General features: G+C 61.4%; 11 protein-coding genes. 5 read left to right on the top strand and 6 right to left on the bottom strand.

What is annotated here, in order from left to right:
• Positions 1–123: 123 nt before the first annotated feature.
• Complete coding sequence (locus tag AC0IXA_RS26675; protein ID WP_130900815.1) at positions 124–5,019, top strand: NAD-glutamate dehydrogenase; 4,896 nt, start codon at positions 124–126, stop codon at positions 5,017–5,019.
• Between the two features lie 61 nt (positions 5,020–5,080).
• On the opposite strand, the gene AC0IXA_RS26670 is transcribed toward AC0IXA_RS26675, so the two are convergent.
• The 5 genes from AC0IXA_RS26670 to pdxR form a co-directional block, all read right to left on the bottom strand.
• The gene (locus AC0IXA_RS26670; protein WP_341637301.1) at positions 5,081–6,382 is read right to left on the bottom strand and encodes an NHL repeat-containing protein; all 1,302 of its coding nucleotides are present in this window, start codon (positions 6,380–6,382) and stop codon (positions 5,081–5,083) included.
• A 296-nt stretch (positions 6,383–6,678) separates the two neighbouring features.
• Positions 6,679–7,392 carry an ATPase gene (locus tag AC0IXA_RS26665; RefSeq protein ID WP_471814830.1) on the bottom strand — a complete coding sequence of 238 codons (714 nt, stop codon included), beginning with the start codon at positions 7,390–7,392 and terminating at the stop codon, positions 6,679–6,681.
• Between the two features lie 217 nt (positions 7,393–7,609).
• Entirely contained in the window at positions 7,610–8,011 is a 402-nt protein-coding gene (locus AC0IXA_RS26660) for a cupin domain-containing protein (RefSeq protein ID WP_471814829.1), read from the bottom strand.
• 192 nt (positions 8,012–8,203) lie between these two features.
• Positions 8,204–8,497, bottom strand: a complete 294-nt coding sequence (locus tag AC0IXA_RS26655) for a putative quinol monooxygenase (protein ID WP_016774982.1) — start codon at positions 8,495–8,497, stop codon at positions 8,204–8,206.
• 123 nt (positions 8,498–8,620) lie between these two features.
• The gene (pdxR, locus tag AC0IXA_RS26650) at positions 8,621–10,054 is read right to left on the bottom strand and encodes a MocR-like pyridoxine biosynthesis transcription factor PdxR (RefSeq protein WP_471814828.1); all 1,434 of its coding nucleotides are present in this window, start codon (positions 10,052–10,054) and stop codon (positions 8,621–8,623) included.
• Positions 10,055–10,421: 367 nt separating this feature from the next.
• Here pdxR and AC0IXA_RS26645 point away from each other — a divergent pair, with 367 nt between their 5' ends.
• Positions 10,422–10,862: a carboxymuconolactone decarboxylase family protein gene (locus tag AC0IXA_RS26645; protein WP_471814827.1), complete on the top strand. Its 441-nt coding sequence runs from the start codon at positions 10,422–10,424 to the stop codon at positions 10,860–10,862.
• A 156-nt stretch (positions 10,863–11,018) separates the two neighbouring features.
• Here the strand turns inward: AC0IXA_RS26645 and AC0IXA_RS26640 are convergent, their stop codons facing one another.
• On the bottom strand, positions 11,019–11,321 hold the full coding sequence (locus AC0IXA_RS26640; RefSeq protein WP_471814826.1) for a hypothetical protein: 303 nt from the start codon (positions 11,319–11,321) through the stop codon (positions 11,019–11,021).
• Positions 11,322–11,470: 149 nt separating this feature from the next.
• On the opposite strand from AC0IXA_RS26640, the gene AC0IXA_RS26635 reads away from it, so the two are divergent.
• From AC0IXA_RS26635 to AC0IXA_RS26625, 3 genes are read left to right on the top strand one after another with little or no spacing between them, the layout of a single operon-like run.
• Positions 11,471–12,193, top strand: coding sequence for a secretin and TonB N-terminal domain-containing protein (locus AC0IXA_RS26635; RefSeq protein WP_471814825.1), 723 nt, complete (start codon positions 11,471–11,473; stop codon positions 12,191–12,193).
• Positions 12,190–12,741, top strand: a complete 552-nt coding sequence (locus tag AC0IXA_RS26630; protein ID WP_122698125.1) for an RNA polymerase sigma factor — start codon at positions 12,190–12,192, stop codon at positions 12,739–12,741. The genes AC0IXA_RS26635 and AC0IXA_RS26630 overlap by 4 nt, the downstream gene beginning before the upstream one ends.
• 32 nt (positions 12,742–12,773) lie before the next feature.
• On the top strand, positions 12,774–13,712 hold the full coding sequence (locus AC0IXA_RS26625) for a FecR family protein (RefSeq protein WP_471814824.1): 939 nt from the start codon (positions 12,774–12,776) through the stop codon (positions 13,710–13,712).
• Positions 13,713–13,999: the final 287 nt, after the last annotated feature.

The raw sequence follows: 13,999 nt of genomic DNA, 5'->3' as shown, positions 1-13,999 counted from the left end.
GCTTCACCCACCTGTCTCCCTGTTTCCTCTGCCCGAGAATCAGGAACAGGGCGACACCAGCCCCGAAAGGGGTGTTGCACGCGACGCTTTCCATCAATAACAAGCTTAAGCGGAGTACCACAGATGGCGTTCTTCACCGCAGCCAGCAAAGCCGACTTCCAGCACCAACTGCAAGCGGCACTGGCGCAGCACATCAGTGAACAGGCACTGCCACAAGTGGCGCTGTTCGCTGAACAATTCTTCGGCATCATTTCCCTGGACGAGCTGACTCAACGTCGCCTCTCCGACCTCGCTGGCTGTACTCTCTCTGCGTGGCGCCTGCTTGAGCGCTTCGATCACGCGCAACCGCAAGTGCGTGTCTACAACCCCGATTACGAACGCCACGGCTGGCAGTCGACCCACACCGCGGTCGAAGTGCTGCACCACGACCTGCCATTTCTGGTCGACTCGGTGCGTACCGAGCTGAACCGTCGCGGCTACAGCATTCATACCCTGCAGACCACCGTGCTCAGCGTACGTCGTGGCAGCAAGGGCGAATTGCTGGAAGTCCTGCCAAAGGGCAGCACCGGCGAAGGCGTGCTGCACGAATCGCTGATGTACCTGGAAATCGACCGTTGCGCCAACGCGGCCGAGCTGAACGTGCTGAGCAAAGAGCTTGAGCAGGTGCTCGGTGAAGTGCGCGTCGCCGTCGCTGACTTCGAGCCGATGAAAGCCAAGGTGCAGGACATCCTCACCCAGCTCGACAACAGCGCCTATCCGGTCGATGCCGACGAAAAGAACGAAATCAAGAGCTTCCTGGAATGGCTGGTGGGCAACCACTTCACCTTCCTCGGCTACGAAGAGTTCGTGGTCACCGATCAGGCCGATGGCGGCCACATCGAGTACGACCAGAGCTCCTTCCTCGGCCTGACCAAACTGCTGCGCACCGGCCTGACCTACGAAGACCTGCGCATCGAAGACTACGCCGTGTCCTACCTGCGCGAACCGACCCTGCTGTCGTTCGCCAAGGCTGCGCATCCAAGCCGCGTACACCGTCCGGCTTACCCGGATTACGTGTCGATCCGTGAAATCGACGCCGACGGCAAAGTCATCAAGGAACACCGTTTCATGGGCCTGTACACCTCCTCGGTGTACGGCGAGAGCGTGCGGGTCATCCCGTTCATCCGCCGCAAGGTCGAAGAAATCGAGCGCCGCTCCGGCTTCCAGTCCAAGGCTCACTTGGGCAAGGAACTGGCGCAGGTCCTCGAAGTGCTGCCGCGTGACGACCTGTTCCAGACCCCGGTCGACGAACTGTTCACCACCGTGATGTCGATCGTGCAGATCCAGGAACGCAACAAGATCCGCGTATTCCTGCGCAAAGACCCGTACGGTCGCTTCTGCTACTGCCTGGCCTACGTGCCGCGCGACATCTATTCCACCGAAGTCCGCCAGAAGATCCAGCAAGTGCTGATGGAGCGCCTGAAGGCTTCCGATTGCGAATTCTGGACTTTCTTCTCGGAATCCGTGCTGGCCCGCGTGCAGCTGATTCTGCGCGTCGATCCGAAGAACCGCCTCGACATCGACCCGGTGTTGCTGGAAAAAGAAGTGGTTCAGGCCTGCCGCAGCTGGCAGGACGACTACGCCGCACTGACCGTCGAAAGCTTCGGCGAAGCCCACGGCACCAACGTGCTGGCCGACTTCCCGAAAGGCTTCCCGGCCGGTTACCGCGAGCGTTTCGCAGCGCATTCGGCCGTGGTCGACATGCAGCACCTGCTGAGCCTCAACGAAAAAAATCCGCTGGTGATGAGCTTCTATCAGCCGCTCGGTCAGGTTTCCGGCCAGCGCGAGCTGCATTGCAAGCTGTATCACGCCGACACGCCGCTGGCGCTGTCCGACGTCCTGCCGATTCTGGAAAACCTCGGCCTGCGCGTACTCGGTGAATTCCCGTACCGTCTGCGCCACACCAACGGCCGCGAATTCTGGATTCACGATTTCGCCTTCACCGCCGCCGAAGGTCTGGACCTCGACATCCAGCAACTCAACGACACCCTGCAGGACGCGTTCGTGCACATCGTGCGCGGCGATGCCGAAAACGATGCGTTCAACCGTCTGGTGCTGACCGCCGGTCTGCCATGGCGCGACGTGGCGCTGCTGCGTGCCTACGCCCGTTACCTGAAGCAGATCCGTCTGGGCTTCGACCTGGGTTACATCGCCAGCACCCTGAACAACCACACCGACATCGCTCGCGAACTGACCCGGTTGTTCAAGACCCGCTTCTACCTGGCGCGCAAGCTCGGCAGCGATGATCTGGAAGACAAGCAACTGCGTCTGGAACAAGCGATTCTGACTGCACTGGACGATGTTCAGGTGCTCAACGAAGACCGCATCCTGCGTCGTTACCTCGACCTGATCAAAGCCACCCTGCGCACCAACTTCTATCAGACTGACGCCAACGGCCAGAACAAGTCGTACTTCAGCTTCAAGTTCAACCCGCATGCGATCCCTGAGCTGCCCAAGCCAGTGCCGAAGTTCGAAATCTTCGTCTACTCGCCACGCGTCGAAGGCGTGCACCTGCGCTTCGGCAACGTTGCCCGTGGTGGTCTGCGCTGGTCCGACCGTGAAGAGGACTTCCGTACCGAAGTGCTCGGCCTGGTAAAAGCCCAGCAAGTGAAAAACTCGGTCATCGTGCCGGTGGGTGCGAAGGGCGGCTTCCTGCCGCGTCGCCTGCCACTGGGCGGCAGCCGTGACGAGATCGCGGCCGAGGGCATCGCCTGCTACCGCATCTTCATTTCCGGTCTGTTGGACATCACCGACAACCTGAAGGACGGCGCATTGGTACCGCCGGTCAATGTCGTGCGTCATGACGACGATGACCCGTACCTGGTGGTCGCGGCGGACAAGGGCACTGCGACCTTCTCCGACATCGCCAACGGCATCGCCATCGACTACGGCTTCTGGCTGGGTGACGCGTTTGCCTCCGGTGGTTCGGCCGGTTACGACCACAAGAAAATGGGCATCACCGCCAAGGGCGCGTGGGTCGGCGTGCAGCGCCACTTCCGCGAGCGCGGCATCAATGTTCAGGAAGACAGCATCACCGTGGTTGGCGTCGGCGACATGGCCGGCGACGTGTTCGGTAACGGCCTGTTGATGTCCGACAAGCTGCAACTGGTCGCTGCGTTCAACCACATGCACATCTTCATCGACCCGAACCCGAACCCGGCGACCAGTTTCGTCGAGCGTCAGCGTCTGTTCGACCTGCCGCGTTCGGCCTGGACCGATTACGACACCAGCATCATGTCCGAAGGTGGCGGTATCTTCTCGCGCAGCGCGAAGAGCATCGCGATCTCGCCGCAGATGAAAGAACGCTTCGACATCCAGGCTGACAAGCTGACCCCGACCGAACTGCTCAACGCCTTGCTCAAGGCGCCGGTGGATCTGTTGTGGAACGGCGGTATCGGCACCTACGTCAAGGCCAGCACCGAAAGCCACGCCGATGTCGGCGACAAGGCCAACGATGCACTGCGCGTCAACGGTAACGAGCTGCGCTGCAAAGTCGTGGGCGAGGGCGGTAACCTCGGCATGACCCAACTGGGTCGTGTGGAATTCGGCTTGAATGGCGGCGGCTCCAACACCGACTTCATCGACAACGCCGGTGGCGTGGACTGCTCCGACCACGAAGTGAACATCAAGATCCTGCTGAACGAAGTGGTTCAGGCCGGTGACATGACCGACAAGCAACGCAACCAGTTGCTGGCGAGCATGACCGACGAAGTCGGCAATCTGGTGCTGGGCAACAACTACAAGCAGACTCAGGCCCTGTCCCTGGCGGCGCGCCGTGCCTACGCGCGCATCGCTGAGTACAAGCGTCTGATGAGCGATCTGGAAGGCCGTGGCAAGCTGGACCGTGCCATCGAATTCCTGCCGACCGAAGAGCAACTGACCGAGCGCGTCGCTGAGGGCCACGGCCTGACCCGTCCTGAGCTGTCGGTGCTGATTTCCTACAGCAAGATCGACCTGAAAGAGCAGCTGCTGGGCTCGCTGGTGCCGGACGACGATTACCTGACCCGCGACATGGAAACGGCGTTCCCGCCGACCCTGGTCAGCAAGTTTTCCGAAGCCATGCGTCGTCACCGTCTGAAGCGCGAGATCGTCAGCACCCAGATCGCCAACGATCTGGTCAACCACATGGGCATCACTTTTGTGCAGCGACTCAAAGAGTCGACCGGCATGAGCCCGGCAAACGTGGCTGGCGCTTACGTGATCGTGCGCGACATCTTCCACCTCCCGCACTGGTTCCGTCAGATCGAAGCGCTGGACTATCAGGTTTCCGCTGACGTACAGCTGGAGCTGATGGACGAGCTGATGCGTCTGGGCCGTCGCGCTACGCGCTGGTTCCTGCGTGCTCGCCGCAACGAGCAGAACGCTGCCCGTGACGTCGCGCACTTCGGTCCGCACCTGAAAGAGCTGGGTCTGAAGCTCGACGAACTGCTCAGCGGCGAAATCCGCGAGAACTGGCAGTCGCGCTATCAGGCGTACGTCGAAGCCGGTGTGCCGGAATTGCTGGCGCGTATGGTTGCGGGTACTTCGCACCTGTACACGCTGCTGCCGATCATCGAAGCCGCCGACGTCACCGGGCAGGACCCGGCCGAAGTGGCCAAGGCTTACTTCGCCGTGGGCTCTGCGCTGGACATCACCTGGTACCTGCAACAGATCAGCGCGCTGCCGGTGGAAAACAACTGGCAGGCTCTGGCCCGTGAAGCGTTCCGTGATGACGTCGACTGGCAGCAACGGGCGATCACCATCTCCGTCCTGCAACAGGGCGACGGTTCCCAGGACGTGGAAGCACGCCTGGCGCTGTGGATGGCCCAGCACGAAAGCATGATCGAACGCTGGCGCGCCATGCTGGTGGAAATCCGTGCTGCGAGCGGTACGGACTACGCCATGTACGCGGTGGCCAACCGCGAACTGCTGGATCTGGCGTTGAGCGGGCAAGCGATCGTGCCTGCAATCACTGCGAATGCCGAGCTTGAACTGGCGTAAGTAGTGGCTGAGTGAAAAAGCCCCGCTCTCGAAAGAGGCGGGGCTTTTTCTTGTCTGTCATTCAGAGCGTATCGGCGCAGCGGAAGGCGAAGCTACCAACGCCGTCGGCACGGGGCAGGGATGTTCCGGTTACGACAATCTGATTGTTCTGAATAGCAAGGCCTCCCGCCATGTCGAGCACGTCGGTCAGATTGATCACCAGCACACCGTCGTCGGCAAAACCGCGATCCGGAGCGCCGTCCGATTTGAACTGGGCAATGACGATTTCGGAGTCTTCTTCGCCGTGGGTGCTGGAAAGCAACACGATGTGTACGCCTTCTCGCAGCGTGCCAGCAGTCCATTGGATGCCGGAAGGCGCATCGGAATAAGACGTCAGGACTGGCCTCCCTTCATTGAAGTCGCTGGCGTATTTGCCATTTCTGTCGACACAAACCAGCACGCCCCTGTGAACAAGATCCTCCGAGGTGGCGCTACCGATGCCGAGGATGTTGCCATCAGGCATTTCGACCAGTTGGTTGATCTGACTGAGCTTGTCCAGGCGCTCGAACAGGGCAAAACCGTTATCGCCAAAGCTGCTGACAGGCTTACCTGCGGCGTCGAAGAGGGCGATCATTGCGCGGTAGCGGTCTTTACTCGAAACGTAACCTGCGATGGCGAATTTGCCGTCCTGCAGCCGGATCAGTGAGCCAGCCCACGTGGAATTGTCCAGGTATCGAATCGTGATGTAACCCTGTCCTTGGCCAAAGGAAGTGTCCAGAGCCCCGTCGCTATGCAGCCTGATCAAAAGACCGTATTGGTCATTGGGGGAATATTGATGATTGCTCAGGACCATCAGTTTTCCGTCGGCCAGTTCAATGGCATGGCCACTGTAAGCGGATGCCGTAGTGCGTTTTTGCTCCGGCGCTACTTCGGACGACGCGAGGGCGGGCAACGGAATCTGGCTAACGATGACCACGCCGTTGTCGCCAAATCCGCTCTCGGGCGTTCCGTCATTGCGAAACATTGCCAAGCAGCGCTGTGGTCGTGCGTATTCGTGTAGGACAAAGGCACCCTGAAGCAACAGATTGTTGTTCTTGAGGATGCTGATGCTGCCACCCGTGGATTTATAGCCCTGCGCGAAAACCCCGCTGGCCACGCCATCCCGGGCAAACGAAGTGTCCTGTGTGCCATCAGGCTTCAACCGCACAATGGCGAACTTGTTGCCCGCACTGGCGGCGATCAGCAGCTTGCCGTCCGCCGCGACGGTAACTGCGTTGGCGAAGCCGTTTTCCTGATCGGGATATCTAAACCAGGTGAGGCCATTTTTGTCGGGGCCGAAAGTGGGGTCCAGGTTATGCACGGCGGTGTCTTTGACTTCAGTCATGGTCAGCTCCTCGAATACGCTGGTTTTGCGTAAAGCGATCAGTCGATAGAGACCGGCAAATCAACGCAGTGCTGGTATTTGGGAAGCTTTCGGTCGCGCTGTCCACTGTCAGACCTGACAGTGGACAGCGCGGGATGATTGTGGATTTGGATTAAGGGATGGCCAGTCTTGCCGGGGTTGTAATGTCTGAAGTTTTTTGTGGTGTCTGGCCTGACGCCTTCGCGAGCAGGCTCGCTCCCACAGGGATTCGCATTCCAAATGTGGGAGCGAGCCTGCTAGCGAAGAGGCACTTACATTCAATACAACTTTTGAGCTGGATTACCCTCAAGCATCGACACTTTCTCCCCCGGCCGCACAACCAGATTACTCAGCGAACGGTCAAACTCGCGCAACGCCGCCAGCTGCAATTCCTCCTGCTGATTGATATCCGCGACGATCTCTTCCGAGCGCTTGAAGTCCGCCCACACCGGCGTCAGTTCCCGCGCCTGCGAGCCCTTCGCCGTGCCGATGTAGTTCAATTGCGCATCGTAAAAATCAGCACTGACATCCGCGCGGATATCCGAGCTGCGCGAGGTGATCAACTGGCTATGGGTATCGACGATCGCCACCACATCCGGCCTGGCCGCGCGCAGGCTTTGCATGTCCGGGTACACCGTCACCGAGCCGAACTGGCGTTGCAGCGAAGCGTTGACCCACTGCACCGCGCGATCCGGGCTGGAGCTGGCGACGTAGGCGTCGTGGATCGGCTGCACCAGCAGGCTCTGACCAAAACCGGTACCGGCCTTGGCCTGATACTCGCGCAGGTATTGCCGATTGGCCAGGGTGCCGGGGCTGTAAATCACCCCCAGCGAGACGCCGGGACCGCTGTTGACCTGAGTAGCACTGCTGCGACCGGTCGGGTGCGGCAGCAGCGTGTCGAGGGATGACACGGCTTGCGGAGCAGTGGGAACAGAGCAGGCAGAGAGCAGCAAAACGGAAATCGCCAGCAGGGCGGGAAGCGCAGGTTTCATGGTGTTTCTCCCGTGAAACAAGGTCTGTCGATGAGTGTGCACGGGCCGAAGATATCGGCGGATATTCAGGGTAAACCTGCCGGCCTGACCGTTGCCTGAATAACCTTTGCGCGGTTAGTTTTATTGGCTTTAAGCGTTTGCAGGTAATGCCCCAAGGCAATAAAAAAGGCGCAAATGCTCGATTCGCGCCTTTCGTTTATGGCTAGTCACGCAGCCATCAGTTTTCCAGCGGGATCAGCACCTGCTCATCCGGGGCCAGGACCATGAACACCAGCAACTTGGCCGGCTTGGTCGAACTGGCGTTTTTCGACACCAGATGCTCGGAACCGGCCGGCTCGTACCAGAATTGACCCTTCTTGTAAGTGATCGCCTGTTCGCCCTTGACCTGTGAAATCACCTCGCCGTCGAGCACGTAAGCCATCGCCGTGCCTTCGTGCTTATGGGCGATCGAGGACTGCCCGGGCTGGTAGTCGACTTCGATCATCATGGCTTTCTTGCCGGGGACGTTTTTCAGCAGTTGGTCCTGCAGGACGGTGATTTTCTCGGACGGATCGTGGGCCATTGCCGAAGCAGACAGGCTGAAGGCGAGGGCGGCGGCGAAGAGGGGCAGGGCTTTCATGGCGGGTTACCTGTGATGGTTGGGGTGTGCTCACAGTAGGCCGCAATGGGGCCGGTTCAAACGGCCAATATTCGCGAAGATCAGGTGACCAATTCTGGTTCAAAAGCAAAGATCGCAGCCTTCGGCAGCTCCTACAGGGGAACGCATTCCAGAGTAGGAGCTGCCGAAGGCTGCGATCTTTTGATTTTGCTTTTAGACGATAGGAAAGCTGTTGAAATCAACGCTATTGGCCAGGCGGCTATCGATCAGATCGATAAACCCCTGTGCCTCGGGCCGGTTGAAATGCGCCTGCATCGCCGCTTCCGACTGCCAGCGCGCGCTGACCGTCCAGCGGTGGCTGTCTTCGGGGCAGCGGTCGACCAGGTAGGAATCGCAGCCCGGGGTTTCGCGCAGGGTGTCGACGATCTTCTGCAATTGCTTGCCAAGCTCTTCCGAGCGGCCCGCAACCGCCTTGACCTCAACCGTGTTGATCACTTCGTTGGACATTGCTCACACTCCTGAATCAGGCCGGACGAATCCTGCTCACTGAGGGATAACGCCTGTGCAGAATAGGCCTGCCGCCAGCAATCACCAATAACCAATCGGCAGTAAAAGCCTTATACCAACGGCTCATGACAGCTGTTCGAGGATGTCGCGCAGGCGATCCAGGGCAATATCGATGTCCAGGGTTTCGATGGCGCCGAAGCCGAAATACAGGCCTTCTTGCGCCGGCTGCTGGTAGTAGAAACCACTGATCGCATACAGGCCGACCTCGACCTTTTTCGCCAGCTCGATGACCAGCGGCAAATCGACCGGCACCTTGCAGAGCACCGCCATGTGAAACCCGGCACTGGCCGGCACGGCTTGCAGCCAGGGCGCAAGGTCCGTCGCCATGCGCTCCAGGATGCGCTCGCGGCGTTGCGCGTAGATCGTGTGGCAGCGGCGGATGTGCTTGAGCAGGCAACCTTCGGCGATGAACTTGGCCAGCGCCCATTGCGGCAGGGTCGAGGCGTGCAGATCGGTGAGCTGTTTGGCGCGAATCACCGCTTCGATGATCGACGGCGGCAGGATCGCGTAGCCCAGGCGCAACTCCGGCAGCAAGGTTTTCGAGAAGGTGCCGACGTAGGCGACGATGCCGCGCTGATCGAGGTTGTACAGCGAATCGGTGGGCCGGCCCTCGTAGCGGAATTCACTGTCGTAATCGTCTTCGATGATGATCGCGCCGAGCTCGTGGGCACGGGCGAGCAGGGCCTCGCGGCGCGCCTGACTCATCGCCATGCCCAGCGGAAACTGGTGCGACGGGGTGACGTAAATGAGCCGCGTGCCATCGGGAATGTGCTCGACCTGAATACCCTCGGCATCCACCGGCACCCCGACCACTTCGGCGCCGTGCGTGCCGAACAGCAAGCGCGCGGGCGGATAGCCGGGATCTTCCATGGCCACCAGATCGCCCGGGCGGGTCAGTACCCGGGCAATCAGGTCCAGCGCCTGTTGCGCGCCGTTGCATACGACGATGTCCTCGTCTTGACAGTTGATGCCGCGAGAAAAGGCGATGTGCCGGGCGATCGCATTGCGCAGCGCCGGCAAGCCTTCGGCCACGCTGTAGAAACCTTTCGACTGCGCCATCTGCCGCATCGCGTGGGCGACGCAGCGGCGCCAGTCGTCGTGGGGGAACTGGCCTTTGCTGGTGGCGCCGCCGATGAAGTCGTAGCGCAGCGAACCCTCCAGCGTCGGATGACGGAGGAACACCGGCAGATTGCGCCAGCTCTCGATCACCTCGGCACTGGCCAGCTCGGTGTGGCTCTGCTTGCGCTGCACCTGCGCCGGGCGGGCGTTGACATAGGTGCCTTTGCCGATCACCCCGGTGAGGAAATTTTCGTAGGTCAGCTGCGCATAAGTGTCGGAAATGGTCTTGCGCGAGATGCCCAATTGCTCGGCCAGCAAGCGGCTCGGCGGCAACTGCGTACCCGCCGCCAGTCGCCCGGATTCAATCGCCCCGCGCAGCTGCTGATACAACTGACCGGCGAGATCCTTGCGGCCGTTGATCACGACATGAAGTTCCATACCGACGAGGCTCCCGGGTGTTGAGTGAGGTGTCGGTCAGATTAGCGTTGTTGGGCTTTTGGCAGTAGTTGCGTGGAGTAAAAACCGCAAATTGGCGCAAGTCCCTGTGGGAGCGAGCCTGCTCGCGAAAGCGGCGGGTCAGTTACCTGATCGTTCCCACGCTTCGCGTGGTAACGCCTCCCGTGACGCTCTGCGTCACAGTGGACGCGGAGCGTCCATGGCTGCATTCCTTTGCTGCGCGTGGGAACGATCAGCGCGTAAAGGTAGGGGGGCAGTGGTGTAGCCGAAATTCGTGGAATTGGGGCTGTAACACAGCCCGCACAACCCTTACCGTGAACTCATCATTCCGCCTGCCGAGAGCCGCGCCATGTCCCTGCGTCTGGATTACTACAACGCGTCGCCCAAGGCGATGAAAGCGATGCTTGCCATGGAGGCGCTCACCGCCAACCTGAGTATCGAAGCGCCGCTGCTGCGGTTGATCCGGATCCGCGCTTCGCAACTCAACGGCTGCGCATTCTGCACTGACATGCATTCGGTGGACGCGCGGCGAGCCGGGGAGAGTGATCGGCGCCTGTATGCGATCGCGGTGTGGCGCGACAGCAACTTCTTCAACCCCCGCGAACGCGCGGCTCTGGCCTGGGCCGAAGCGGTTACGCTGTTGGCCGAAAGCCACGTGCCGGATGACGTCTACCAGCAAGCGCGCGAGCAATTCGATGAAGGCGAACTGGTGGACCTGACGGTTGCAGTCAGCACCATCAACAGCTGGAATCGTTTGGCTGTCAGCTTCCGTCAGACCCCGAGCGATTGAGTTGCGTCGTAAAAACAAAACGAGAGAAAGAAGAGGTACACGCCGATCGTTCCCACGCTCCGCGTGGGAATGCCTCAAGGGACGCTCCGCGTTCCAATGGGACGCAGAGCGTCCCGGGCTGCATTCCCACGCAGGAGCGTGGGAACGATCAGTCCTTCACTGCGGCGGCCGCTGCGGTTTTACTGATGTACCAAACGTGTTGCCCATCCGCGTACTGGTCGCCGCCGGCGTCGCCAGGCCTACCTGATTCGGCGCGCGCTTGGGCACCGGCACATTCAACGCTTCCATGTTCTTCTGCGCCGCCGCCGCGCCGTCGGGGTTGTTGCCCATTTGCTGGCTCAGGCAATCGTAATTCGGCGCCTTGTAACCGCCGACCGTGACCTCGACACAACCCAGCGGCTCCTCCGCCTGCGCCGCGCCCACCGTCATCAGCAAGACCCACATCCACCGCGTTTTCATGTCCGCCTCCTGGCCCGCCCGAATGGGCCGCTCTGGGTTTGAGTCTAGTGCAAGCGCGGGGCAAAACCCGTGATGGTTTTTTTGCACCGCCCGTCATACCAGAGTCATAAATGCCCCGCAGGATAGCGATTTTCAGGGGTGCGCCAGTCGTGCAGCGAGGCAGTTCGCGGATCAGTCTTCAGCGCTCGGCGACGCTTGTGCGCCGCGCGGGTCTGGGCTGGCTGCTCGGTTTGCTGGCCTGCGCGGCCAATGCTGATCCGGCAGCGGCGGACATGCGCATGACCTTGCACATCCCGGCGCAGGAGCTGGCCCGGGCGTTGGATCAATACAGCCTCGCCACGGGCGTCGCGGTGTTGGTCGACAGCCAACTGAGCCGGGGCCGTCGCTCCATCGCCGTGGATGGCGAATACACCGCCGCCGACGCCTTGCGCCATCTGCTCGGCGGCACCGGGTTGATGGCGCGCTACGCCCGCGCCGACGCGTTCACCCTGCAAGCGGCGCAGGTGGAAGACCTGCCAGTGCCGACGGACAAACCCACGTCGGCCGCTGTCGCGGTCAACCGCAGTTATGCGACGGCGGTGCAAGCGGCGATCGAGCGCAAGCTGTGCCGTTCGCCGCTGACCCGACCGGGCAGTTATCGCGCGGTGTTGCAGGTGTGGGTCGGGCGCGACGGCGTGGTGCAGCACAACCGGTTGGTCACTTCGACCGGCGATGTACGGCGCGATAACGCGCTGGTGGAAAGTTTTCGCAACCTCCCAATCGATCGGCCGACGCCCAGCGCCTTGCGCCAGCCGGTCACGTTGCTGTTGTTACCGGAGTCGTCAGGGAAACGCATGGAATGCACGAGATGGGAAGGAGTTTCCGGGGGATGAAAGACGCCGGACAAAGCGTGATGGGCCAGCTGTTCCTCAGCTCCTACGAGGATTTTCGCGTGCGCCTGCGCCGCCGCCTCGGCTCCGAGGACCTGGCCAACGACGTGCTGCACGAAACCTGGCTGCGGGTCGATCGCATGGAAACCCCGCCGAACCTGCTCAAGCCCAACGCCTACCTGTATCGCATGGCCCTGAACATCGCCGCCGACCGCCGTCAGGCCGATGCGCGCCTGCTCACCGGTACTGAGGTCGAAGAGCTGCTGCAACTGGGCGACGAAGCCCTCGACCCGGCGCGGGTGGTCGGCGGGCAAAAGGAGATGCAGGCCCTGCTCAGCGCCTTGTACGAACTGCCCGCACGACGTCGGCGGATCTTCATCGCCGCGCGGCTGGAAGAGGCGCCGCACCTGGAAATCTCCCAGCGTTTCGGCATTTCCACGCGCATGGTCGAGAAGGAAATCAAAGCCGCGCTGGGCTTCTGCGCAGCGAAACTGGAAAGAAAAGTGTTTCAGCGGTTCGGTCGCGGGGCCGGAAAACCGTCTAGCGAATAGTGACCCGATTAATCCGTTGAGAATTTGCGCGTTTGAACATCTTTCGACTGAAACCCGCCGAGCCTTCGGCCACCGAGTCTCTGCACAGCGAAGCCCACGACTGGCTGATCCTGCTGACCTCGGGCCGCGCCACGGTCGCCGACGCCCGCGCCTTGCGCGAATGGTGCGCGCGGAGTGGCGAACACGCCCGGGCGTTCGAAGAAGCCAAGCGGCTGTGGCATCACCTGCAACCGGCCGCCGAAGCGTTGCAGGGCCGACGCGGCTTCGGTCGACGGGCATTTCTCGGCGGCGCGATTGCCGCATCCGCCGCATTCCTGCTGGTGCGCGGCACGATTCCCGGCGGCTTCGAAGGCTTGGGCGCTGACTACATCACCGAAGTCGGCCAACAGCGCCGAGTCGAACCGGCACAAGGCGTCAGCCTCGAACTCAACACCCAGACCCGCATCAACCAGCGCAGCGTCGAAAACGGCGTGCAGGGCTTTGAACTGGTGAGCGGCGAAGTCGAAGTGCAAACCGCACGCCTGCCACTGGCGATGCAGGCCGGAGCAGGGTGGTTGCGCGCCAGCCAGGCCCGCTTCAACCTGCGCAACACCGACCAGCAAGTCTGCGTGACCTGCCTCGACGGCGCGGTCGACGTCGCCATCGACGGCCGCAACCTGCGCCTCGAAGCGGGCCAGCAAGTCACCTACGACGCACGGCAAATCGGCAACGTACAAACTGTCGACACCGCCGCCGTGATGAACTGGCGCCAACAAGTGCTGGTGTTCAACGGCGCGACCCTCAGCCAGATGATCGACGAAATCAACCGCTACCGCCCCGGCATGCTCCTGCTGCTCAACCGCGAACTCGGCCAACGCCGCGTCCAGGCGCGCTTCAACCTCGACCAACTCGCCGGCGTCGCCCTGCTGATCCGCGACGCCTACGGCGTCAAATGCACCGAACTGCCCGGCGGCGTGGTCGTCCTCAGCTAACCAAAGCCCAGCGCAATCCAAATGTAGGAGCTGCCGAAGGCTGCGATCTTCTGATCTTGATCCTGCTTTCTGTGGGAGCTGGCTTGCCAGCGATGACGGCCTAACAGCCACCCAACCTGCAACTGACCGCCCCCAACCCAATTGTGGGAGCGAGCCTGCTCGCGAAAGCGGTTGCCCAACTGACCAATATCTTCCGGTCGCACTCGATCCCTGTGGGAGCTGGCTTGCCAGCGATGACGGCCTAACAGCCACCCAACCTGCAACTGACCGCCCCCAACCCAATTGTG

Source organism: Pseudomonas sp. AC083 (assembly GCF_979253165.1).
Note: the sequence above shows the minus strand (reverse complement) of the source record. Positions and strands in the feature narration are given on the sequence as shown.